Origin of the sequence: Pantoea sp. EKM10T (genome assembly GCF_011800685.1) — a bacterium.
Classification (GTDB): Bacteria; Pseudomonadota; Gammaproteobacteria; order Enterobacterales; family Enterobacteriaceae; genus Pantoea; species Pantoea agglomerans.
The window spans coordinates 385203-408626 of sequence record NZ_JAALEU010000002.1; the positions used below are offsets into that span (position 1 = coordinate 385203).

Sequence of the window (23424 nt, forward strand, 5' to 3'; positions counted from 1 at the left end):
CTGCACCATCAGGATGCGCAGGCTGCACCATTGGGGCGCCGTGCACCTTACTGGATGTATATACATTCACACGGTGAGACAGTAAACTTAGGGGACTTTCAGCATAAGGAACAGCAAATGGTTGAGCATACGGCACTGGCACAACTGGCGGCGGCAATGAGCGATGAGCCTGCCCCGATTTATCAGCGGGTGAAGCAGGCCATCGTCAGCCAGATCCGTGAAGGGTTGTGGAAAGCGAATCAGCGTGTGCCATCAGAAAGTGAACTGGTGAATGAACTGGGCGTCAGCCGCATGACCATTAACCGGGCGCTGCGTGAACTCACCAGCGAAGGCTTTCTGGTGCGGATGCAGGGCGTCGGAACCTTCGTGGCGGAGATGAAAGGCTACACCGCCATGCTGGAGGTGCATAATATCGCCGATGAGATCGCTCAGCGCGGCCATCAGCACAGCTGCAAAATTCTCGCCATCGGCCAGGACAAAGCCGATCCTGAGCAGGCGGCGGTGCTGGGACTGACCACCGGGCAGACGCTTTATCATTCGCTGATTGTGCATTACGAAAATGATCTGCCGGTGCAGCTGGAGGACCGTCTGGTCAATCCGCTGGTCGCGCCCGATTACCTGACGCAGGATTATCAGCAGATGACGCCTTACACCTATCTGATGCGCGTTGCGCCGCTGACGGCGGGCGAGCACATTGTTGAAGCGGTGTTGCCCGATGCGCGTCAGCGTAAACATCTGTCAGTGGATGAGCACGAGCCCTGCCTGCTGATTCGCCGTCAGACCTGGAGCGACACTAAAATCGTGACCTATGCGCGGCTGCTCTATCCCGGCTCACGTTACAAACTGCTGGGCCGCTTCAGGGGACACGGTTAAGACGGGTAAACAGCAGCCGGGCATCGGTATCGCACGGGCTGAGTGCTGTTTCTTCATCGACCCACCACGCGCCCTGCTGCGCAGTCAGCCGTTCCCCGTCAGCTATCTGCCAGGCGCCAGCCAGCACCCAGGCAACGCCATGCAGAGTGCTGACCGGCGTGGTCACCACCTCCACCGCTGCCTGCCATTTCCCGCGCCGCGTCATAATATTAAAATCTTCGCTGACGCTGCCCTGCAGCTTTGCCGTTAAGGCGAGTTCGCCGGCAAACGCCCAGGGCTGCTGAGGCGTCAGTAAGTGCTGCACGCCCGGCGCGGTCAGCAACACCGGATCGCCATGCAGCAGGGTAATCACCCGATCAATGTCAGAAAAGGCTGAGAAGGGACCATCCTGCGCCAGCGTCGCAATGCTGGCGCGCCAGCCGAAGCGCTCCGCGCCGGGTGGAAAGCTGATGATTTCGCGGGTTTCGCCGCCGCCGTTGCGCCAGCGGCTGACCGCCAGCTCCGCGTATGTGAACCGGGCGATCATCGCAGCGTCTCCATCGCCTGAGCAAAGCGGGCGGCACACGCCGTCTGGTGCGGATGCACCCCATCTTCTACCACGGCTTTACCCGCCACATAAACGTCCCGAATCTGATCGCGCTGCCCGGCAAAGAGCCAGCGGTTGAGGACGGCGTGCGACCCGACGCTGCCGAGCCACGCCTCATCCCGCAGCACCAGCCAGTCGGCACGTTGTCCCACCGCCAGCGTGCCCTGCTGAATGCCACACGCCTGCGCACCGCCCGCAGCTGCCTGTTGCCACAGCAGATCGCCTACCGACGGCTGGCCGGGCAGGGTAATCCGGTTGCGGCGCTGGTCGCGCAGTCGCTGAGCATACTCCAGCCAGCGCAGCTCCTCCTGGGCGCTCAGCGAAACGTGACTGTCAGAGCCGATGCCCCAGCGTCCGCCCTGCGCGATGTACTCCACTGCCGGAAAGATGCCGTCACCGAGGTTGGCTTCGGTGGTCGGGCAGAGACCCGCCACTGCGCCACTGCGGGCGAGACGCGCCAGCTCACTCTCATCCAGATGGGTGGCGTGGATCAGGCACCAGCGCGCATCCACCTCAAAGCGGTTCAGCAGCCAGGCCACCGGACGCTCGCCGCTCCACGCCAGCGAGTCATTCACCTCTTTCTGCTGTTCAGCCACATGGATATGTACCGGCAGTGTCAGATCACTGGCCGCCAGCACGTCCTGCATCTGGCTTTCACTCACCGCCCGCAGTGAATGGAAACAGAGGCCACGGTTCAGCAGTGGCCTTTGCTGCTGCCACGTATCAAGCCGCGCCTGCTGTTGCAGATAGCGGTTGGTCTGCTGGATAAAACGCTTCTGACCCGCCGACGCTGGCTGGCTGCCGAAGCCGCTGTAGCTGTAGAGCACCGGCAGCAGCGTCTGGCCGATACCGGCGATCTCCGCCGCTTCAATCAGCTGTTGCAGCATCGCATCATCACTGTAGGGCGCACCCTGTGTGTCGTGGTGCAGGTAGTGAAACTCTGCCACCTGGGTGTAGCCGCCTTTCAGCATCTCGATGTAGAGCAGGGCGGCAATATCGCCCACCTGTTGCGGCGTCAGGCGCTGCACCATGCGGTACATCAGATCCCGCCACGTCCAGAAACTGTCCTGAGGATCGCCCGCTACTTCAGCCAGACCCGCCATGGCACGCTGGAAGGCGTGCGAGTGCAGGTTGGCGATTGCCGGGATCACCTCGCCGTTGAGCCGGATAGCCTGATCAGCGTGGCTATCCGGAGTAATAGAGTCGATAAAACCGGCCTGATTGACCGTGATACGCACCTGCTGCTGCCAGCCCTCCGCCAGCAGGGCACGCGAGGCAAAAAAAGTCGCCATGGTTGATCCTCATCGGATGTGGTTGTATATACATATACATACTTTGAGGCACAGTGTAAACGGCGGAGGCATGAGGCAGCGATGGCAGAAGAGATGCGCGTAGAGACGGTGTGGACCGGGGCTGACCTGGTCACCATGCGTGACGGAAAGTACCATCTTATCCCGCAGGGGGCGCTGGTGGTGCGGGCGGGCAGGCTGGTGTGGGTCGGGCCGCAGGCGGAGATGCCCGCGTTCGTCGCCGATCAGCATCATCATCTGCCGGGCGGCATCGTGACCCCGGGGCTGGTGGATTGTCATACCCATCTGGTGTTTGGCGGCGACCGCAGCCAGGAGTTTGAACAGCGCCTGAATGGCGTCAGCTATGCAGAGATTGCCGCGCAGGGCGGTGGCATCCTCTCAACCGTGCGCGCTACCCGCGCCGCCACTGAAGAGGAACTGGTGGCATCGGCTCGCTGGCGGCTTAACCGCCTGCTGGCAGAGGGCGTCACCACCGTGGAGATCAAGTCCGGCTATGGCCTGGATGAAGAGAGCGAACTGCGGATGCTGCGGGCGATTCGCCTGCTGGGAGAGAGCGTAGCTGCTGACGTGCGCGCCACCTGTCTGGCGGCACATGCTTTTCCGCCGGAGTTTAAGCACGACCCGGATGGCTGGGTCGATATCATCTGCGAACGGCTGCTGCCGCAGGTGCAGGCACTGGGACTGGTGGATGCGGTGGATGCGTTCTGCGAGCATCTCGCCTTTTCACCGCAGCAGGTGGCGCGGGTGTTTGATCGGGCGGTGGCGCTTGGCATGCCGGTGAAACTGCATGCGGAGCAGCTCTCGGCGTCAGGTGGCGCAGCACTGGCGGCGCGCTATGGGGCGCTCTCTGCCGACCACCTTGAATATGCCACCGAGGAGGATGCCAGAGCGATGGCACAACATGGCACCGTGGCGGTGCTGCTGCCTGGTGCATTTTATCTGCTGCGGGAGACGCAGCGTCCGCCGGTAGATCTCTTCCGGCGCTATGGCGTGCCGATGGCGCTGGCCAGCGATGCCAATCCCGGCACCTCGCCTGCGCTATCGCTGCGTCTGATGCTTAATATGGGCTGCACCCTGTTTGGCATGACGCCGGAAGAGGCGCTGGCGGGCGTCACGCTGTGGGGGGCAAAAGCGCTGGGGCTGGCTGACAGTCACGGCTCGCTGGAGGCGGGAAAAGTGGCGAACTTCGTTCACTGGCCGCTGGCCCGTCCGGCAGAACTGGTTTACTGGCTGGGTGGTGAACTGCCCTGTACCGTTATCTATCGTGGAGAACCGCAATGAACCCTTTCCATTTTACCCAGGGCAGTCTGCCGCTGCTGGTCAGCATTCCCCACGCCGGTACCGAGCTGACGCCCGACGTGGAAGCCGGACTGAGTGAGGCCGCGCGCGGCTTACCCGACACCGACTGGCATATTCCCCTGCTGTATGATTTTGTGCGTGATCTCGGAGCCAGCGTGTTAATCGGCCGCTACTCCCGCTTTGTGGTCGATCTCAATCGCCCGCCCGATAACCAGCCGCTCTACACCAGCGCCACCACCGGCCTGTTCCCGGAAACCCTGTTCGACGGCACACCGACCTTTGCGCCAGGCAAAACACCCGACGACACGGCGCGTCAGGGCTACATCGATCAGATCTGGCAGCCCTATCATCAGCAGCTCCAACAGGAGCTGGCGCGGCTCAAAGCGCAGCATGGCTATGCGCTGCTGTTTGACGCCCACTCTATCGCCAGCGAAATTCCCCGCCTGTTTGACGGCCGTCTGCCCGATATCAACATCGGCACCAACGACGGCGCAAGCTGCACGCCTGCAATGAGTGCGGCGCTGGAGGCCGTGTGCGCGGCGCAGAACGACTACAGCTGGGTGATTAACGGGCGCTTTAAAGGCGGTTACATCACCCGTGCCTACGGTCAGCCGCAGCAGCAGATTGAGGCGGTCCAGCTGGAGCTGGCGCAGCTCAACTACATGGATGAAACCCCGCCTTACGCCTGGCAGCAGGCGCGTGCCGCCCGGTTGCAGAACGTGCTGAAGGCACTGATCCACGCCATGCTGGCGCAAGCTAAACCACAATAAAACTCACCAGAGCGATGCGCCACTCCGGTGCATCGCTGCCCTGATTAAGTGCAGCGGCGGGCAGGTCGCCTGCCCGCTCCCAGACTCCCGCCGCTTTTTTCCACCTCTGCAGAGCTGGCATAACCTTTGCTTGGTTGTATGTACAAGTGCAGCAGCACCGCCATCTGCGTAATAAATTCTGTCTGGCTCACAAAACGATAAAGCCGGCAATGAACTGCGCTGCGTTAACTTGTATATACATGACATATCATCCTGTGAAATTTATGTTAAATCTCGTCAGGGCGATCACCAGGCCGCTACTTTCAGGAGAACCGTATGACGCACCCTCTGACTCTTCGTCGTTTATGTCTCACTACGCTGGTTTCCAGCCTGCTGCTCTGTGGCGTCAGCGCCCAGGCCAAAGAGTGGAAGTCGATCACCATTGCCACCGAAGGCAGTTATGAACCCTGGAACCTCACCCTGCCAGGCGGCAAACTGGGCGGTTTTGAACCGGAGCTGATGGCCGATCTCTGCCAGCGTATGGCAATACAGTGCAAGCTGGTGGTGCAGAACTGGGATGGAATGATCGCCGGTCTGAATGCCGGAAAATATGACGTGATCATGGATGCAATTGTGATCACCCCCGAGCGCAAGAAAGTGATCAATTTCACCGAGCCCTACGCCTCAACGCCCGCCACCTTCATCACGGTGAAAGGGTCGCTGCTGCCTGCCGACAGAAAGATCATCAAACTCACCGACGATGAGAAAATCGTGGAGCCTGCCATCGCACCCCTGAAAGCGGCGCTGAAGGGCAAAACCATCGGTATCGCCTCCGGCACCGTCTACACGCCGTTTATCGACAAGTACTTCAAAGAGGTGGCGGATGTGCGGGAATACACCAGCTCAGCCGATGCGATCCTCGATTTGCAGGCGGGGCGTATTGACGCGGTGTTTGACGATGTGACCTTTGCGCAGTCGATGCTGGCGCGACCGGATAACCGTAACCTCAGCTTTAGCGGTCCGCAGCTGGGCGGCCCAATCTGGGGTGAGGGCGAGGCGATGGGCGTGCGCATGGCAGACAACGATCTGAAAGCCCGGCTGGATCAGGCGATCAAAGCCGCGCTGGCCGATGGCACAGTGAAAAAGCTGAGCGAGAAGTGGTTCAAAACTGACGTCACACCCTGAGTGAGGTAACTGATGATAAGCCTGCTGAGTTTTGGCCCGGAGGGCTGGGGACGGTTGATTCTGAGTGCCACGCTGACGACATTGCTGCTCTCATTTGCCGCGCTGCTGATCGGTGCGGTAGTGGGATCGGGCGTTGCCGCTGCAAAGTTATCCCCGCACCGCGCGGTGCGCTGGGCAGGGGAAGGCTACTCGGTGATCTTTCGTGGCATTCCTGAGCTGCTGGTGATCTACCTGTTCTACTTCGGCGGATCGGGATTGATCACGCAGATCGGACAACTGTTTGGCGCGGACGGTTTTATCGAAGCGCCACCGTTTCTGATCGGGGCGCTGGCCATCGGGCTTATTTCCGGCTCTTACCAGGCGGAAGTCTATCGTGCCGCACGGCTGGCCCTGGCGAAAGGGGAGATCGAAGCCGCTGTCGCTATTGGTATGCCGCGCTGGCGCATCCGGCAACGCATCCTGCTGCCGCAGGTGGCGCGCTATGCGCTGCCCGGCCTGTCAAACGTCTGGCAGATGAGCCTGAAAGACTCGGCGCTGGTGTCAGTGACCGGCATTGTCGAGCTGATGCGGGCCAGCCAGATTGCGGCCGGCTCCACCCGTGATTACTTCTCCTTTTATCTGGTGGGCGGTGCCTGTTATCTGCTGCTGACGCTGCTGTCGAACCGCGCCTTTCTGCGGGCTGAATCCCGTCTTGGTCGCGCCTGGCAAAGCCGCACCGCTGCACAGCATTAAGGAGACTTATGATCGATTTCGCGTTCCTCACTGACACCTTCCTGAAACTCAGCGCCGCGTTGCCGGTTACGCTGGGCCTGTTTATCAGCGCCTTTCTGTGCGGCGGCGTGCTGGCGGTGGGTATTCTGGCGCTGCGCATGAGCCGCTGGCGTCTGCTGAGTGCTTTTGCCCGTGGCTACATTCTGGTGTTTCGCGGCTCGCCGCTGATGATCCAGCTGTTCCTGATCTACTACGGTCTGGGGCAGTTTGGTGTGATCCGGCACAGTCTCTTCTGGCCGTTTCTGCGTGAGCCCTTTACCTGTGCGGTGCTGGCGCTATCGCTCTGCACCGCCGCCTACACCGCGGAGATCCTGCGCGGCGCGCTGCTGGCTGTGCCGCCCGGTCAGGTGGAGGCGGGGATGGCGTGCGGCATGTCACGCGGGCTGCTGCTGCGGCGCATTATCGCGCCGGTGATGCTGCGTTATGCGCTGCCCGCTTACTCCACCGAGGCGATTCTGCTGGTGAAGTCGACCGCGCTGGCCAGTCTGGTCACGGTCTGGGATGTCACCGGGGTAGCGCAGCAGATTATCCAGCGTACTTACCGCACCATGGAGGTGTTTCTCTGTGCGGCGGCAATCTACCTGATCCTCAACTTCATCATTGTGCAACTGTATGCCCTGCTGGAGCGGCGTCTGACGCCGGTTCATAAACCGGAAAAAAAGCCGTTACCGGCCGCTAAGCCGATTCCTGGAGGAAAATAAACATGTCTGAATTGCCACCCGTCACGCTGTCGGCCAGCGATATCCATAAATCCTTTGGCGCCATGGAGGTGCTGAAAGGCATCTCGCTGCAGGCGCACCAGGGCGATGTTATCTCAATACTCGGTGCCAGCGGCTCGGGAAAAAGTACGCTGCTGCGCTGCATTAATCTGCTTGAGACGCCTGACGCGGGCGTGGTCAGCGTGGGCGGTGAAACCATTGAGATGAAGCGCCATGCCCGGGGACACCAGCTGGCGGCTAATCCGCGTCAGATTGAGCGGCTGCGCTCCCGGCTCGGCATGGTGTTTCAGAGCTTTAACCTCTGGTCGCACCTGACGGTGCTGCAGAATGTCATTGAAGGGCCGCACTACGTCCTCAGGCGCGATAAAAAAGCCTGTATTGCCCAGGCGGAACAGCTGCTGGATCGGGTCGGTCTGCTGAATCGCAAAGATTTCTATCCCGCCCAGCTTTCAGGCGGTCAGCAGCAGCGGGTGGCGATCGCCCGGGCGCTGGCAATGGACCCGGAGGTGATGCTGTTTGATGAGCCAACTTCGGCACTCGATCCGGAACTGGTGGGCGAGGTGCTGAAGGTCATGCGCAGCCTGGCGGAAGAGGGCCGCACCATGCTGGTGGTGACCCATGAGATGGGTTTTGCCCGCAACGTCTCTAACCGGGTGGTGTTTATGCATCAGGGCACTATTGATTGTCAGGGCACGCCAGAGGCGATGTTTGGCGAGGCGGGATCGGCGCGCTTTAAGCAGTTTATCTCCAGTCATCATCAGGTGGAGCCGGTGGTATGAGCGACGTAATACGTCAGACGCTGGTCTGGGGCGATGGCCCGCTGAAATGGCAGGCGCTGGTGCAGGTCGCCCGGCACGGCGCCACCCTGACGCTGAGCGACAGTGCCTGGCAGCGCATTGCTCAGAGCCGTGAAATCGTCGGTAATATCGTGGCGGCGGGGCAGGTGGCTTATGGCATCAATACCGGGCTGGGGGCGTTGTGCAACATCACCCTGTCTGAAGATGAGCTGAGCCAGCTGTCGCGCAATACCCTGCTGAGTCATGCCTGTGGCGTCGGGCCGGTGCTGGCAAAACCTGAGGTCCGCGCCATTCTGTGCGCTGCGATTGCGAACTACAGTCACGGCAAATCGGGTGTTTCAGTGGCGCTGGTGCAACATCTCCTGGCGTTGCTAAACCTGCAGATTACGCCACAGGTACCGTCGCAGGGATCGGTGGGATATCTGACCCACATGGCGCATATCGGCCTGGCGCTGATTGGCATCGGCGAGGTGGAGTGGAAGGGCGAAATCGTTCCGGCGCAGCAGGCGCTAACCCAGGCGGGATTAGCCGCTTACCGGCCTGGCGCCAAAGAGGGGCTGAGCCTGGTCAACGGCACGCCCTGCATGACTGGCTTAGCCTGTCTGGCGCTGGACGATGCCGAACGGTTGCTGGACTGGGCAGACGTCACCGGTGCGATGAGCTTTGAGGCGCTGCGCGGTCAGCTGGTGGCGTTTGACCCTGAGGTGCTGGCGCTGAAGGCCAGCCCGGGGATTCAGCGCAGCGGCGAACGACTGCGCCAGTTGCTGAGTGACAGCCCGCTGCTGAAAGCCAGCGTTGGCATCCGCACTCAGGATGCACTCAGTCTGCGCTCAATGCCGCAGGTGCACGGCGCCTGTCGCGATCAGTTTAGCCACGCTGTCCGTCAGGTGGAGACCGAACTCAACGCCTGTACCGACAATCCGCTGGTGCTGGGGACGCCGCAGGCCTGGCGCGTGGTGTCACAGTCCAATCCGCATGGCGAGTCGGTGGCAATGGCCTGCGACCTGCTGGCGATTGCGATGGCGGAGCTGGGCAGCATCGCCGAGCGACGGCTTGATCGGCTGGTGAATCCGCTGGTCAGCGGCCTGCCGCCATTTCTGGTCGCCGAGCCGGGCGTCAATTCCGGCATGATGATTGCGCAGTACGTGGCGGCATCACTCTGCGCGGAGAACCGTCAGCTGGCGCAGCCTGCGGTGCTTGATAACTATGTCACTTCAGGATTACAGGAGGATCATCTGAGCCTCGGCACCGGCTCGGCGCTGAAGCTGCTGAAACTGGTCAGCAATGTTGATCACATTATCGCGATTGAGTATCTGCTGGCGGCGCAGGCGCTGGAGTTTCACGGTGAGTCACAGCTGGCAGCAGGCACGCGGCGCGCCTGGCAGCATTTGCGGCAGGTTGTTGAGCGCTGGCAGCAGGATCGCTGGCTGGCACCCGACATCGCCTGCGCGGTAGCTCAGATTAAAGCGCACCGGGCCGATGCGCTTGTGGGTTGAGGATTACCTGCGGCGCGCGTCCGGACGGACTAAATCAAAACGTTGCGCTTCGCTGATGCCGTAATAGGCGCTGGGGCCGCCCGCGCGCATAATCGGCTCGGCTTTAGCGGTCTGATAAATGCCCTCTTCCAGCAGCGATTCATCGATGTGAATCGCCACCGCTTCACCCAGCACCAGCCAGCTGTCGATCAGATTGCCGCTGGCATCCTGCAGCTGAATCAGTTGCGTCAGGCGGCACTCGAAGTTGACCGGGCTCTCTGCCACCAGACTGGCGCTGACCTGAGAAGCCGCCAGCGGCGTTAAACCGGCAAAGGCGAACTCATCCTGATCGGCAGGCAGCGAGGCGGAACTTTCGTTCATCGCTTCCGCCAGCGGACGGGTCGCCAGGTTCCAGACAAACTCTTTGGTCTCAGCAATATTTCTCACGCTGTCTTTCCAGCCGCTGCTGGCGAAACCGATAATCGGCGGATGATAGTTGAAGCAGTTAAAGAAGCTGTAAGGTGCCAGATTGTGCTGGCCGCTGCTGCTCACTGAGCTAATCCAGCCGATCGGGCGCGGCCCGATAATGGCGTTCAGCGGATCGTGCGGCAGACCGTGACCAGCACGGGGTTGATAGGAATAGCGTTTCCGGGTCATAACTTCTCCAGCAGGGAATTTTATTTATCTTAGCCCGACAGCATCGCCCGACGGAATCGGAAAGAGGTAAGCGGATGGTGCGGGTTTATTTTCCGCCGCCTACAGCGTATTGTACGCGCGCCTGAATAATTGAGAGAACGTATGAAAAAGTCAGCCAGCACGTCGCCTTTCCACGCCCGCAATCGCCATCAGGGCGAATACGATTTTGCCGCGTTAACCGCTGCCCATCCGCCGCTGAAAGCCAAAGTCCGGCCCAATGGGTATGGCGTGCAGTCCGTGGATTTCGCGGACCCGGAGGCGGTGATGCTGCTGAACCAGGCGCTGATCAAACTATTTTACGACATCGACTGGCAGCTGGCTCCCGGCTCACTCTGCCCGCCCGTGCCGGGACGCGCCGATTATCTGCACTACCTTGCCGATCTGCTGGCGCTGGATAACAACGGCGTGATCCCGACGGCGGACGTTCTGGATGTCGGCTGCGGTGCAAACTGCATCTATCCGCTGATTGGCGCGGCAGAATATGGCTGGCGCTTTACCGGCACCGAAGTCGATGAAGCCGCCATCAAAGCCGCTAACCGCATTGTTGCGGCCAATCCGCGCCTGACGCGCCAGATCCGTCTGCGTCGTCAGAAAAACAGCGATGCAGTGCTGGCAGGTGTGGTCAGTAAAACTGAATTTTTCAGTGCAGTGATGTGTAACCCGCCATTCCACGCCTCGGCGGAAGAGGCGGTATCGGGATCGCAGCGTAAGGTCCGCAATCTCGGACTGGATAAGAGTGCGCCGCTCAACTTTGGCGGCCAGCACAATGAATTATGGTATCCCGGTGGCGAAAAGGGCTTTATCGGCAAGATGATCGCCGAGAGCGTGGCGTTTAGTCGTCAGATCGGCTGGTTTACCTCGCTGGTGTCGCGCAAAGAGAACTTACCGGCGCTGGAAAAACAGCTGCAGGCGCTCGACGTGGCGGAGATGCGGGTGGTTAATATGGCGCAGGGTCAGAAGCAGAGTCGCTTCCTGGCGTGGAGTTTTATGCCTGCCGCCCAGCGCACTAAACTGCTGAGTCGCCTGGGGAACTGAGGTGTCGCTTTACATGGGTAACAGGTGTATCTGTGGGCGAAGAGTAAAATAGAACGGGCCGCGATGCGGCCCGTTTTGATCAGGAGACGTGCTGCAGGAATTCGCGCAGACGCTCGCTCGGTGGGTTGCTGATCAGGCTGTCGGGATCGCCATCTTCCGCAATCCGCCCTTTATCGATAAAGATCAGCCGTGAGGCCACCTTCTGTGCGAAGCCCACTTCGTGCGTCACAATCACCATCGTCATGCCTTCTTCCGCCAGATCCTGCATCACCTTCAGCACTTCGTGACGCAGTTCCGGGTCGAGCGCTGAGGTTGGCTCATCAAACAGCATCATCTTCGGCTTAACTGCCAGCGCACGGGCAATCGCCACGCGCTGCTGCTGACCGCCGGAAAGCTCAGACGGGAAGTGGTGCGCGCGTTCGGCGAGGCCCACTTTGCCCAGCAGCTCACGCGCCAGCTGGCGTGCCGCCTCTTTGCTGGCACCGCGCACACGGATAGGACCAAAGGCGACGTTATCCAGCGCACTCATCTGTGGGAACAGATGAAACTGCTGAAACACCATGCCCGCTTCCTGACGAATCAGGCGGTCGTCGACTTTCGGGTCATTGACGCGCAGACCATCGACAATCAGTTCGCCACTGGTGATCTCTTCCAGCTTGTTAATGCAACGCAGCAGGGTTGATTTACCGGAACCGGATGGGCCGATAATCACCACCACTTCGCCCTGGTTAATCTTCAGGTCAATATTGTGCAGCACCTGGGTCTGGCCAAAATGCTTGGAGACATCTTTAAATTCAATCACAGGATTTTCACCCTTTTCTCAATGCGGCGCAGCACAAAGCTCAACACCAGCGTAATAACCAGATAGATAATCGCGACGGCGCTCCAGATTTCCAGTGCGCGGAAGTTACCGGCAATAATCTCCTGACCCTGACGAGTCAGTTCAGCCACACCAATAACGATAAACAGCGAAGTATCTTTGATGCTGACAATCCACTGGTTGCCCAGCGGTGGCAGCATACGGCGCAGCGCCAGCGGCATAATCACGTAGCGCAGCGTCTCGCGGCTCGACAGGCCCAGCGCCAGTCCGGCTTCGCGGAAGCCCTTGTTGATCGACAGCACGGCACCACGAGTAATCTCGGCAATGTAAGCGCCGGAGTTAATCATGATGGTTACCACCGCCGCGCTGAAGGGATCAATACGCAGGTCGGGGAACGCCATCGGCAAAGCAAAATAGATAAACATCACCTGCACCACGATAGGGGTGCCGCGAATGATTTCGATAAACACCAGTGCGATGTTATTGGTGATCCAGCCACCGTAAGCGCGGGCAAAGCCCGCTACCAGGCCGATGAAGAGGCCGCCAACCAGTCCAATAATTGAGATAATTAAGGTCAGTTTAGCGCCTTCAAGCAGCGCTGGCATGGCGGGCCAGATGACGCTCCAGTCAAACTCCATGGTGTCACTCCAGATATGTTGCGATGGAAAAAAGCAGGGAAAAAGTTTCCCTGCTGAAATCAGATAACGGTCAAATTATTATTTAGGTTCAGTGCCAAACCATTTTTTATAGAGCGTGTTGTAGGTGCCGTTCTCTTTCAGGGTTTTCAGTGCGCCGTTTACTTTTTCACGTAAATCGTCGCTGCCTTTCGGGAAGGCGATACCATACTGCTGCGCTTCAATTGAATCGCCTACCGCTTTAAAGCGGCCTTTACCGGCGGTATGGATGAAGTAAAGGATGTTTGGCGTGTCGTGCAGCACGGCGTCCGCACGGTTGGTGCCCAGCTCCATATAGGCGCTGTCGATATTCGGGAACTGACGCAGATCTTTGGATTTGATGTTGGCTTTCGCGTATTCCACGGAGCCGGTGCCGCTTTTCACTGCGACCACTTTACCGTTCAGATCGCTGATGCCTTTGATGTCGTTTTCATTGTTACGCACCATCACCTGCAGACCGCTTTTGTAATAGCCGTCAGAGAACTCAATCGCTTTTTTACGTTCCTCGGTAATGGTGATACCCGCCAGTGCCAGATCGACATTGCGCGTTTGCAGTGCAGGGATAATGCCGCTGAAGTCCATTGGCTTCAGGGTGTAATCGAGCTTCAGCTCTTTCGCAATGGCATCCCACAGATCCACATCGAAGCCGACATATTTATCACCCTGTTTAAATTCAAACGGAACAAAGGCGGTATCCGTGGCGACGACCAGCTTCTTGTCTGCTGCAGTGGAAGAGAGAGAGAAGGCCAGCGCCAGCGCGGCCACAGAAACTTTTAACAGTGACTTCATCATTTTTCCTTTTTTTACTACCAGGCGGCAGGGCCTGCGTTTGCGGCTTGTCATATGAAAGAATTATGCCAACTTTGCAAAATCCGCGAAATCAGAGAGTTAAATAACATAGCTGACACGATTTTGCAGTTAATTCTGCCATTGCACTATTTTGGTGCTCAGTTTTGGTGCAGGTGGCTGTTTTGGTGCAAGCGGTAGTGTGCCTCAGATGTTAAGGCTGTGAAGCGGAGGAGGGAAGAACTGTTAACAGGGTCATAAAAATGCGGTAACACAGACGTAAAAAAGGCGGGTTTCCCCGCCTGACAGACTGCATTGAGTCTTATTCGATGTTCGCTTCGATAAACCACAGGAATTTATCAAGGTCACGTGATGCCGCAGTAAAGATATCAGCGGTATCTTCGTCTTTTACTTCAGTGATCGCTTTACGGGTGTCATTCGCGACAACGCTGTAACGGTCTGCCAGCGCTTTCAGATGATCCTGAACGCTGTGAATATTCAGCGGATAGCTCTTCAGCGGAGTCGTATCGTTAACGACCTGCGTGGTGCCCAGCGCCACGCCACCCAGCTGAACCACACGCTCGGCAATAGTATCCTGATGATCGGTAATCGCGGTGCGGAAGCCGTCCAGCATCTCATGCACACCGATAAAATTAGCACCGCGCATGTTCCAGTGCGCCTGCTTAGTGATCAATGACAGGTCAATAAACTCGACTACCAGACGGTTTAACACCGCGATGGTGGCTTTTTTATCGTCTTCGGCCACATCATTGCGGGTATAAATCAGGTCAGAAGATTTAGTTTTAACCAATTTAGCGGTACTCATCGTTTCAGTCCTCTCTTTGATGGTTGTCCTAATCAAGTACCGGATAAGTATAGCAGCGCTTTTCAGCTTTGCAGAAACGACTTTGTCGATGGATGAAATAGCGTGCGTCTTTAGTCAGAGCAGAGCTGGGCTAAGAAGGTTAATGCCATGTTAAAATATAAAATAAAATAAATAGCTATTTAAATCATGTTGTTATTCTATTATGTAAATAACTGGTAAGTGTCTGTTTCAAAATAGGCAACTCAGGAAGGAGCGAAGATTAGGAATAATTCTCATGATGAGCATGATTATTATTTAGCCCCGCCAGCAGGCGGGGCGGATAGCGTTTATTTTTGGATATTGTCTGATAATTCAACGCTGTTTAACTGACTCTTTTTCGGCCGCATGGTCAGCGTTGAACCTGCCGAGGCGATGATGATCGCCAGCAGCGCCAGCCACTGAAGTCCGGTCAGGGTTTCCCCCAGAAACAGCATGCCGGAAAAGGCAGCCATGGCGGGTTCCAGACTCATCAGCGTGCCGAAGATGCGCGCCGGTAAGCGGGTGAGGGCGATCATCTCCAGCGAATAGGGGATGGCGCTGGAGAGCAGGGCAACCAGCAACGCGATCGGCATAACGGCCCATGTCCAGATGCCACTTTCTGCGAACGTCAGCCCCAGCGGTACAAAAATCACTGAGGCAATCAGCGACCCGATAGCTACTGTCGCCGGGCCATGTTCTGCGCCTGCCCGCTGTCCCGCCAGGATATAGATCGCCCAGCAGGCGCCTGCGCTCACTGCCAGCGCAGCGCCCAGCGGATCAATCGCAGTCATGCCTGTGCCAAAAGGCAGCAGGAACCATAGACCAATCACGGCCAGCAGCACCCAGACAAAATCCAGTGGCCGTCGCGATCCGAATAGCGCCAGCGCCAGTGGGCCGGTAAATTCCAGTCCCACCGCCACACCCAGCGGCACGGTACGAATCGCCAGATAGAACGTGAAATTCATTGTGCCCAGCGCCAGTCCATACATCAGGAGTGGCAGACGTTGCTCCCGGCTAAAGCGTAAACGCCAGGGTTTGAAGATAATACAGAGTATCAGGGTGCCAAAGCCCAGACGCAGCGCGGTGATGCCGGTAGCGCCAACGGCAGGAAACAGGCTTTTCGCCAGCGAAGCACCGCCCTGAAGCGACAGCATCGCAATCAGCAGCACGGCAATCGGCATCACTATCGGGGCAAGGTTTTTAGAAGCGGGAGAGGCAGACATCCTGTGTACTTTTCCTGGTCATCAACGTAATGAGTCAGCCAGTGTAAAGGAAATAGCAGGCAAAAAATCACGGAATGGGGTTTTAAATTTCTCTCAACTGAGCGATTTTTGGCCAGAATCAGGGCCATTTAGGTAAAGAAATGTCAGGTTTTTTTAGGATTTAACTTAAAGAACGAAATGAGCACAAAATGATTATTACAGAAAGATGACGGATTTTATAAGAAAAATGAATGACATAGGTTGTCGCATTAACTTCCTGTTACACCAAACATTCTGTTAGACAACAAAATCCGGGCAGAGTTTCTCGCTATTTTTTGTTATATTTTCAGCGTTGTCAGGAGAGAAGTATTTTCACATTTGAGGTGGTTATGAAAAAAATTGCATGTCTTTCAGCATTAGCCTGTGTACTGGCAGTATCTGCAGGTTCAGCAATGGCACAGAGCACCGTAACTGGTGGCTATGCTCAGAGCGACTATCAGGGCGTAGCTAACAAAGCTAACGGCTTCAACCTGAAATACCGCTACGAAGACGGTTCTAACCCACTGGGTTGGATCGGTTCATTCACCTACACAGAAAAAGATAACACCGATTCTGGCATTTATAACAAAGGCCAGTACTACGGTGTGACCGGTGGTCCTGCTTTCCGTCTGAACGACTGGGCAAGCATCTACGGTGTTGTGGGTATCGGCTACGGTAAATTCCAGCAGAACGATACTTCATCACGCGATAAAACTGATTCAAGCGACGTAGGTTTCTCTTACGGCGCAGGTCTGCAGTTTAACCCAGTTCAGGACTTCGCAGTTGACGTTGGTTACGAGCAGAGCCGTATCCGTAACGTTGACGTTGGCACCTGGATTGCTGGCGTAGGTTACAGCTTCTAAGTTTAGCTTAGCTGACCTGCAAAAAAGCGGCCCCTTGTGGGCCGTTTTTTATTGTGCTGATTTACTCACCCTTCTCTCGTATCTGCACGTTTCCCGACTTTTCCGGATCGCTGTAGCCGATCAGCAGCCATGCTGGTTGAAGCCGCAGGTCATATTGATTCGATGGGGAAACAGGAAAAAGAGAGAGCAGAAAGGGAGAGTGCGCCTCTCAGCCAGCGGCTGAAAGGCATAGAATCAGGATTAGCCGCGCCAGATGAGATTCTCACAGCGACGATCGTCAGACTTATGGCCCAGCAGTTTTTCCAGCAACATCAGACGCAGTGTGAACGGTGAACGCGTCAGCAGGCACAGCCAGGATTTCATCTCCGTGGTTGTTTTCTTCTCAGCCTGGAAGCATTTACTGCAATCTAAGCAACATTTCAGGGTGCTCATAGAATCACCTCCCAATCATTGTCGACGCGGTAGTCAGCAGCCTGCGGTGAGAGGCGTCATCATCACCGGAGCAACAGAGGATCATCAGGGATCGCTCTTTTGCTGCTTACATTATCGTCAAATATAGCACTGGCTATATCCTTTAGCCAAGGCTAATGACGAAAAATTTGAGCTTCTTTGCGGCTGGTTTACAATGAGCGCAGCTAAATCCGTACAGCAGTGACAGTACGGGAAAAAATAATGAGGAAGCTGAATGAGTCGTCGTGCTAAAAGCGTGGTTTCTGCGCCAAAAGGACCACTGAAAGATATTGAAGAGCATGTCGAAGGTTTTCGGCAGGTGCGTGAAGCGCATCGTCGGGAATTAATTGATGACTACGTTGAGTTAATCTCTGATTTGATTGGTGAATTTGGCGAAGCGCGTCAGGTTGATATGGCGGCCCGCCTGGGCGTTTCACAACCTACCGTAGCGAAAATGCTGAAGCGGCTTGGCAGTGCCGGGCTGGTTGAGCAGGTGCCTTACCGCGGTGTCTTCCTGACCGGTGAAGGGGAGAAACTGGCAGAGGAGAGCCGCGCCCGTCATCACATTGTTGAAAGTTTTCTGCTGGCGTTAGGCATCAGTCCCGAAACTGCCCGACGTGATTCAGAAGGTATTGAGCATCACGTCAGTGATGAAACGCTGGCCGTATTTAAGAAATTCTCCGAAACCCGCTAACGCTAAGGCGTACCTTCATCATGCCTCAACTGCTTCGATCTTTTTTGCATGACTCTGTTTTGCATTTATTAATCGTGATTGGTGTAGTTCTGGCATTTCTGGCGGATTTTCGCTGGGCCGATCTGCCCGGTGCCGTAGACTGGCATACCATTATTACGCTCACCGGGTTGTTGATCCTGACCAAAGGGCTGGAAACCAGTGGCTACTTTGACGTGCTGGGGGGACGACTGATTGCGCGTTTCCGGCACGAACGTGCGCTGGCGCTGTTTATGGTGCTGGCTGCCGCGTTGCTCTCTACGTTTCTGACCAATGATGTGGCGCTGTTTATTCTGGTGCCGCTGACGCTGACGCTGCGAAAGTTCTCTCACTTACCTATCTCGCGACTGATCATCTTCGAAGCGCTGGCGGTCAACGCCGGATCCCTGCTGACGCCGGTCGGCAATCCGCAAAACATTCTGCTGTGGAGCCACGGCAAACTAAGCGTTGTCGCGTTTATTGTGCAGATGCTGCCGCTGGCCGCCTGGCTGCTGGTTAGCCTGATGGTATTAACCTGGTTCAGCTTTTCAAAGCGGTCGATTGATAAGCATGACAACCCGGAACAGCCGCAGTGGCAGAAGCCGCTGTTTATTGTCAGCGTGGTGCTATACCTGCTGTTTATCGCCGGCCTGGAGCTGGAAATCACCGGTTGGGTCCTGCTGCTGATTCTTGCCACGTTCCTGGTGATGGCGCGTCCGGTGCTGCTGCGCATCGACTGGAGCCTGCTGGCGGTGTTTATCGCCATGTTTATTGACGTCTTCCTGATGACGCGTCTGCCGGTGATGCAGGCTCACTTTGATGCGGTTTCTCATTTCGGTCAGGGGCAGCTCTACCTGCTGGCGATTGGTCTGTCACAGGTGATCAGCAACGTTCCGGCGACGATTCTGCTGCTGCAAAAAGTCCCGCCTGGCGATGTGCTGGCCTGGGCGGTCAATATTGGCGGATTCGGCCTGCTGCCGGGTTCGCTCGCCAACCTGATTGCCCTGCGCATGGCGAAAGATCGGGCCGTCTGGTGGCATTTCCATCTCTTTTCTCTCCCTCTGCTTGCCTGGTCGATGGCCAGCGGCTGGCTGCTGTTGCGGCTGCTCAATTAGGCCCGACGCATCCTGCTACCCGCCACAGGTGGCAGGATGTGCGCCATTTCTCAAGTTTCGTAAAGTTGCGCTGGATTTTGTCAGTTTCCGATATAAGGTTAACAGGACCTTTATGCCCGGGAATTAGGGCCTTAGCCAGTGATGGGAACTATGAGCGAGAATAACCAACGCGATCCACACCAGCAGGACGCAGAGAATGCGACGGATAAAAACCGTCAGGCAGAGGAAAATCAGGACAACGACCAGCAGCCTGAGCGTAAACGCCCCGGTAAAAAGCCGCTGATTATTCTGGCGGTAGTGGTGGTGATTATGCTGATTGTCGGCTTCTGGTTCTGGTTCACTACCCGCAATATTGAAACTACCGACGACGCCTTTACCGAAGGCGATGCCGTTACCATTGCGCCTAAAGCCTCCGGCTATGTCGTGAAGCTGCTGGTGAAAGATAACCAGCGGGTGAAGAAGGGCGATCTGCTGGTGGAGATCGATCCCAGCGACAATCGTGCCCAGCGTGAGCAGGCTAATGCGCAGCTCGGTTTAGCTGTCGCACAGCTGCATCAGGCGCAGGCTCAACTGGCGCTGTCAAAGGTACAGTATCCGGCACAGCGCGATCAGGCGCTGGCGGATCAGGCGAAAGCCGAAGCGAATCTGCTTAATGCGCAGGCGGATTATCGTCGCCAGCGCGGCGTCGATCCGCGTGCGACCAGTCAGCGTAATATCGACAGCGCGTCCGCGCAGTTACGTTCGGCGCAGGCGCAGTTACAAAGCGCGAAAGCACAGGTTGAAGTGGCGTCACAAGTTGCTCTGCAGATTCGCCAGCAGGAGACCAATGTTGAAGCGCGTCAGCAACAGGTTGAGCAGGCTAAGGCGCAGTTAAGCACGGCCGATCTTAATCTCTCCTATACCCAGGTTCGCGCGCCCTATGACGGGTTTGTCACCAAGCGTAACGTTCAGCTGGGCACACTGGTGCAGGCGGGATCGTCGCTGTTTTCGCTGGTCTCGCCTGAGATCTGGGTCACCGCTAACTTCAAAGAGTCTCAGCTGCAACACATGAATCCTGGCGACAAAGTTGAAATCAGCGTCGATGCCTGGCCGGATATGAAGCTGGAAGGGCATGTTGACAGTATTCAGATGGGCTCTGGTTCACGCTTCTCGACTTTCCCGTCAGAAAACGCCACCGGTAACTATGTGAAAATCGTTCAGCGCGTGCCGGTGAAAATCGTCATCGACAAGGGCCTTGATCCGAACCATCCTCTGCCGCTGGGTCTCTCTGTTGAACCGAAGGTAACGGTGGAATGAGTACGGCGCAGAGCTGGAAACCCGCCAGTAATCCGTGGTTAGTGGCGATCACGGTCACGCTGGCGGTGTTTATGGAGATCCTCGACACCACCATTGTTAACGTGGCGCTGCCGCATATCGCCGGTTCGCTCTCCTCCAGTTACGATGAGTCAACCTGGGTGCTGACCTCTTATCTGGTGGCGAACGGCATTGTGCTGCCTATCTCTGCGTTCTTCAGCCGACTGTTTGGCCGTAAACAGTTTTTCCTGATCTGCATCGTGATGTTTACCATCTGCTCCTTCCTGTGCGGCATCGCTACCGAACTGTGGCAAATCATTCTGTTCCGCGTGCTGCAGGGCTTTTTTGGTGGCGGATTGCAGCCGGTTCAGCAGTCTGTGCTGCTGGACTACTTCAAGGCGGAAGATCGCGGCAAGGCATTTGGGCTCTCCTCTATCGCCATTATTGTCGCGCCGGTGATTGGTCCGACATTAGGTGGCTGGATTACCGACAACTACAGCTGGCGCTGGGTGTTCTTTATCAACATTCCGGTCGGCGTACTTACCGTGCTGGCGATCTATCAGCTGCTGGAAGATCCACCGTGGGAGCGTAAATGGGCCAAAGGTAAACTGAAGATCGACTATATCGGTATCAGCCTGATTACCTTAGGACTGGGTTGTCTGCAGGTGATGCTGGATCGCGGAGAGGATGAGGACTGGTTTGCCTCGCACTTTATCGTGCTGTTCGCCATTCTGGCGCTGATTGGCATCGTCGGTGCCATCTACTGGCTGATGTATGCCCGTAAGCCAGTGGTCGATATTCTGGTGATGAAAGACCGCAACTTCTGGGTCGCCGGGCTGTTGATGGCGGGGATGGCGATGATTCTGTATGGCAGCTCCGTAGTGCTGCCACAGCTGGCGCAGCAGGATCTGGGGTACACCGCCACCTGGTCAGGTCTGGTGTTGTCGCCTGGCGCGGTGCTGATTGTGCTGACCATACCGCTGGTGCTGAAACTGATGCCAATCGTTCAGACGCGCTACATCATTGCCTTTGGCTTTAGCTGTCTGGCCGTGGCGTTTCTCTACTCCGCTACCTTAACGCCCAACGTCGATTTCACCACTTTGGTGTTGATGCGCAGCGCACAGTCAATCGGGCTGGGTTTCCTGTTTGTCCCGCTGACGACTATCGCCTTTGTCACCATTCCGCAGCGGCTTAATGCTGACGCCTCGGCGCTGTTTACCATGTTCCGTAACGTGGCCGGATCGATTGGGATTTCACTCTCGACCGCTGCCATTACCGAGCGCGAACAGGTGCGGTCAGCGCACATGGTGCATAACATGACGCCGCTGAATGAGCCGTTCAACATTACGCTTCAGCACTGGGCGCAGGCGATACGCGACTTTACCTCGGCGGTGGGCGATCCCGTCACGCTGGCAACCGGTCAGCTCTATCAGGAGATGATTGCGCAGTCGCGTATCCTCGCTTACATCGATGTCTTCTCAGGCCTGAGTATTGTCGCCCTGATTTTGATTCCATTTTGTTGGCTGCTGTCGCCGATTAAGAGCGAAGGCAGTGCAGGAGCACACTAACATGAAGGTTTTTTACTCTCATCGCCTGAAACCCCTGAGTTTACTGCTGGCCCTCGGGCTGGCGGGCTGCGCTGTCGGACCTGACTATCAGGCGCCGAAACCTGCCGTGCCGGGTGGCTACAACACCCTGGATTCGCAGGAGGCGTCAAAGCCACAAAACGCCGCGATTAATTCACGCTGGTGGCGCAGCTTCAATGATCCGCAGCTCGACAGTCTGATTGAACGGGCGATTGCGGGCAACCTGAGCCTGCAGCAGACGGTGCTGCGCATTGCCGGAGCACGTGAACAGCTGACGCAGGCGCAGGGCAGCCTGTTCCCCACCCTGGGCGGTTCAGCCAAAGTGACGCGTCAGCAGCTCGGGCTGGAAGGCTTGCTTAAATCCAATGGCGCAACCGATCAGCTCGACAGCAACGTGGCCAGCCAGCTCAATGGATTGACCCAGCCGGTTACCCTCTATCAGGGCAGCTTCGATGCCAGCTGGGAGCTGGATCTGTGGGGCAAAGTGCGCCGTCAGGTTGAGGCAGCTAATGCCCAGCAGCAGGCAGCGATAGAACAGCGCAACGATGCGCTGGTCTCACTGGAGGCCGAAGTGGCGCGAGCCTGGCTGCAGCTGCGTGGCGCGCAGAGCACGATTCAGACGCTGCAACAGCAGATTGAGGTGGCGCAGCAGACGACCGAGCTGACCCAAAGCCAGCAGCGTAATGGCCTGGCCCCGCTGACCGATGTGGAAAATGCGCGTGCCCAGCTCAGCACGCTGCAGGCGCAACTGCCGCAGTATCAGTCGCAGGCACGGCAGGCGATGAATGGGTTAGCGGTGCTGCTCGGCAAGACGCCGGGGGCGCTGGATGCTGAACTCAGTACGCCAAAAGCGTTACCCCCGCTGCCACAGTTTGTCCCGGTAGGCATTCCTTCTACGCTGGCACGTCGTCGTCCTGATATTCGTCAGGCTGAAGCGACGCTGCATGCACAAACCGCTGAGATTGGGGTTTCTGTCGCGCAGCTTTTCCCGAGCCTGTCACTGACCGGCCAGCTGGGCGTGCGCAACACCGATGTCAGCTATCTGGATAACTGGAGCAGCCATTTCTACAGTTATGGCCCGTCGTTATCGATTCCGATTTTCCAGGGCGGACAGCTGGTGTCGAGCGTGAAGTTAGCGCGGGCACAGCAGGCCAGTGCCGCGCTGGATTATCGCCAGACGGTGCTGACGGCGTTGCAGGATGTGGAGAATGCGCTGGTCAGTTATCGCGCCGATCAGCAGCGGGTCACCGCGCTGGATGAGACAACCGGTGCGCTTCAGCGCGCCTTTGATCTCGCCAGCGACAGTTATCGCCAGGGGCTCTCGACCTTCCTGGAGGTGCTGGATGCGCAGCGTCAGCTGGCTCAGGCAGAGGAGCAGGCGACACAGGCGCGGATGCAGAGTGCACTCGATTTAGTGGCGCTCTATAAAGCGCTGGGCGGCGGCTGGGAGACTTACCAGAACGTGGATATGCCGCAATATCCGGTATTTGGCCCGGCCACGCAGGCGAATTAGTCTGGTCATCCGGCGGTAGCTGTCTCTGCGCAGTT

25 protein-coding genes are annotated in these 23424 nt (G+C 57.3%); 15 read left to right on the forward strand and 10 right to left on the reverse strand.

Features of this window, described 5'->3' with window-relative positions; translation table 11 throughout:
• The first annotated feature begins 117 nt into the window (after positions 1-117).
• The gene (gene hutC / locus HFD95_RS05375) at positions 118-873 is read left to right on the forward strand and encodes a histidine utilization repressor (RefSeq protein WP_010254300.1); all 756 of its coding nucleotides are present in this window, start codon (positions 118-120) and stop codon (positions 871-873) included.
• On the opposite strand, the gene HFD95_RS05380 is transcribed toward hutC, so the two are convergent.
• Both HFD95_RS05380 and HFD95_RS05385 read right to left on the reverse strand, forming a co-directional pair.
• Complete coding sequence (locus tag HFD95_RS05380) at positions 857-1399, reverse strand: HutD family protein (RefSeq protein WP_167429920.1); 543 nt, start codon at positions 1397-1399, stop codon at positions 857-859. The genes hutC and HFD95_RS05380 overlap by 17 nt on opposite strands.
• Entirely contained in the window at positions 1396-2751 is a 1356-nt protein-coding gene (locus tag HFD95_RS05385; protein ID WP_167429921.1) for a formimidoylglutamate deiminase, read from the reverse strand. Before HFD95_RS05385 ends, HFD95_RS05380 begins: the two co-directional genes overlap by 4 nt.
• Before the next feature lie 81 nt (positions 2752-2832).
• Between HFD95_RS05385 and hutI the strand changes: the two genes are divergently transcribed.
• Positions 2833-4050, forward strand: a complete 1218-nt coding sequence (gene hutI / locus HFD95_RS05390) for an imidazolonepropionase (protein WP_010669724.1) — start codon at positions 2833-2835, stop codon at positions 4048-4050.
• A complete protein-coding gene (hutG, locus tag HFD95_RS05395; RefSeq protein ID WP_167429922.1) occupies positions 4047-4838 on the forward strand; it encodes an N-formylglutamate deformylase in 792 nt (263 codons plus the stop codon). The genes hutI and hutG overlap by 4 nt, the downstream gene beginning before the upstream one ends.
• On the opposite strand, the gene HFD95_RS22205 is transcribed toward hutG, so the two are convergent.
• Entirely contained in the window at positions 4825-4959 is a 135-nt protein-coding gene (locus HFD95_RS22205) for a hypothetical protein (protein ID WP_256378162.1), read from the reverse strand. The two genes, hutG and HFD95_RS22205, sit on opposite strands and share 14 nt — an antisense overlap.
• Before the next feature lie 194 nt (positions 4960-5153).
• On the opposite strand from HFD95_RS22205, the gene HFD95_RS05400 reads away from it, so the two are divergent.
• From HFD95_RS05400 to hutH, 5 genes are read left to right on the forward strand one after another with little or no spacing between them, the layout of a single operon-like run.
• Positions 5154-6002 (forward strand): transporter substrate-binding domain-containing protein, encoded by an 849-nt coding sequence (locus HFD95_RS05400; protein ID WP_167429923.1) that lies wholly within the window; start codon positions 5154-5156, stop codon positions 6000-6002.
• A 12-nt stretch (positions 6003-6014) separates the two neighbouring features.
• The gene (locus tag HFD95_RS05405) at positions 6015-6734 is read left to right on the forward strand and encodes an ABC transporter permease (protein ID WP_137240949.1); all 720 of its coding nucleotides are present in this window, start codon (positions 6015-6017) and stop codon (positions 6732-6734) included.
• 8 nt (positions 6735-6742) lie between these two features.
• Positions 6743-7474, forward strand: a complete 732-nt coding sequence (locus tag HFD95_RS05410) for an ABC transporter permease (RefSeq protein WP_010254311.1) — start codon at positions 6743-6745, stop codon at positions 7472-7474.
• A 2-nt stretch (positions 7475-7476) separates the two neighbouring features.
• The gene (locus tag HFD95_RS05415; protein ID WP_010669728.1) at positions 7477-8271 is read left to right on the forward strand and encodes an ABC transporter ATP-binding protein; all 795 of its coding nucleotides are present in this window, start codon (positions 7477-7479) and stop codon (positions 8269-8271) included.
• Positions 8268-9785, forward strand: a complete 1518-nt coding sequence (gene hutH / locus HFD95_RS05420; protein WP_167429924.1) for a histidine ammonia-lyase — start codon at positions 8268-8270, stop codon at positions 9783-9785. The genes HFD95_RS05415 and hutH overlap by 4 nt, the downstream gene beginning before the upstream one ends.
• A 3-nt stretch (positions 9786-9788) precedes the next feature.
• Here the strand turns inward: hutH and HFD95_RS05425 are convergent, their stop codons facing one another.
• Positions 9789-10421 (reverse strand): flavin reductase family protein, encoded by a 633-nt coding sequence (locus HFD95_RS05425; protein WP_060679830.1) that lies wholly within the window; start codon positions 10419-10421, stop codon positions 9789-9791.
• A gap of 141 nt (positions 10422-10562) precedes the next feature.
• On the opposite strand from HFD95_RS05425, the gene rlmF reads away from it, so the two are divergent.
• A complete protein-coding gene (rlmF, locus tag HFD95_RS05430) occupies positions 10563-11495 on the forward strand; it encodes a 23S rRNA (adenine(1618)-N(6))-methyltransferase RlmF (protein ID WP_010254323.1) in 933 nt (310 codons plus the stop codon).
• A gap of 79 nt (positions 11496-11574) precedes the next feature.
• Here rlmF and glnQ read toward each other — a convergent pair whose 3' ends face one another.
• From glnQ to rhtA, 5 genes are all read right to left on the reverse strand, one after another.
• Positions 11575-12297 (reverse strand): glutamine ABC transporter ATP-binding protein GlnQ, encoded by a 723-nt coding sequence (gene glnQ, locus HFD95_RS05435; protein ID WP_010254327.1) that lies wholly within the window; start codon positions 12295-12297, stop codon positions 11575-11577.
• The gene (gene glnP / locus HFD95_RS05440) at positions 12294-12953 is read right to left on the reverse strand and encodes a glutamine ABC transporter permease GlnP (protein ID WP_022625976.1); all 660 of its coding nucleotides are present in this window, start codon (positions 12951-12953) and stop codon (positions 12294-12296) included. The genes glnQ and glnP overlap by 4 nt, the downstream gene beginning before the upstream one ends.
• A 78-nt stretch (positions 12954-13031) precedes the next feature.
• Positions 13032-13778, reverse strand: coding sequence for a glutamine ABC transporter substrate-binding protein GlnH (gene glnH, locus HFD95_RS05445; protein ID WP_010254333.1), 747 nt, complete (start codon positions 13776-13778; stop codon positions 13032-13034).
• 319 nt (positions 13779-14097) lie between these two features.
• Positions 14098-14601 (reverse strand): DNA starvation/stationary phase protection protein Dps, encoded by a 504-nt coding sequence (gene dps, locus HFD95_RS05450; protein ID WP_010254336.1) that lies wholly within the window; start codon positions 14599-14601, stop codon positions 14098-14100.
• Between the two features lie 326 nt (positions 14602-14927).
• Complete coding sequence (rhtA, locus tag HFD95_RS05455; protein ID WP_167429925.1) at positions 14928-15842, reverse strand: threonine/homoserine exporter RhtA; 915 nt, start codon at positions 15840-15842, stop codon at positions 14928-14930.
• Positions 15843-16210: 368 nt separating this feature from the next.
• On the opposite strand from rhtA, the gene ompX reads away from it, so the two are divergent.
• Positions 16211-16723 carry an outer membrane protein OmpX gene (gene ompX / locus HFD95_RS05460; protein WP_010254344.1) on the forward strand — a complete coding sequence of 171 codons (513 nt, stop codon included), beginning with the start codon at positions 16211-16213 and terminating at the stop codon, positions 16721-16723.
• 240 nt (positions 16724-16963) lie between these two features.
• Here the strand turns inward: ompX and HFD95_RS05465 are convergent, their stop codons facing one another.
• Positions 16964-17155: a hypothetical protein gene (locus tag HFD95_RS05465; protein ID WP_122458979.1), complete on the reverse strand. Its 192-nt coding sequence runs from the start codon at positions 17153-17155 to the stop codon at positions 16964-16966.
• Between the two features lie 253 nt (positions 17156-17408).
• Here HFD95_RS05465 and mntR point away from each other — a divergent pair, with 253 nt between their 5' ends.
• From mntR to HFD95_RS05490, 5 genes are all read left to right on the forward strand, one after another.
• Entirely contained in the window at positions 17409-17867 is a 459-nt protein-coding gene (gene mntR / locus HFD95_RS05470) for a manganese-binding transcriptional regulator MntR (RefSeq protein WP_010254350.1), read from the forward strand.
• Positions 17868-17887: 20 nt separating this feature from the next.
• Positions 17888-18997 carry an SLC13 family permease gene (locus HFD95_RS05475; protein WP_033779510.1) on the forward strand — a complete coding sequence of 370 codons (1110 nt, stop codon included), beginning with the start codon at positions 17888-17890 and terminating at the stop codon, positions 18995-18997.
• A gap of 150 nt (positions 18998-19147) precedes the next feature.
• Positions 19148-20293: an HlyD family secretion protein gene (locus HFD95_RS05480; protein WP_124889814.1), complete on the forward strand. Its 1146-nt coding sequence runs from the start codon at positions 19148-19150 to the stop codon at positions 20291-20293.
• Complete coding sequence (locus HFD95_RS05485; protein ID WP_010254360.1) at positions 20290-21858, forward strand: DHA2 family efflux MFS transporter permease subunit; 1569 nt, start codon at positions 20290-20292, stop codon at positions 21856-21858. Before HFD95_RS05480 ends, HFD95_RS05485 begins: the two co-directional genes overlap by 4 nt.
• Position 21859: 1 nt before the next feature.
• Positions 21860-23389, forward strand: coding sequence for an efflux transporter outer membrane subunit (locus tag HFD95_RS05490; RefSeq protein ID WP_010669731.1), 1530 nt, complete (start codon positions 21860-21862; stop codon positions 23387-23389).
• Positions 23390-23424: the final 35 nt, after the last annotated feature.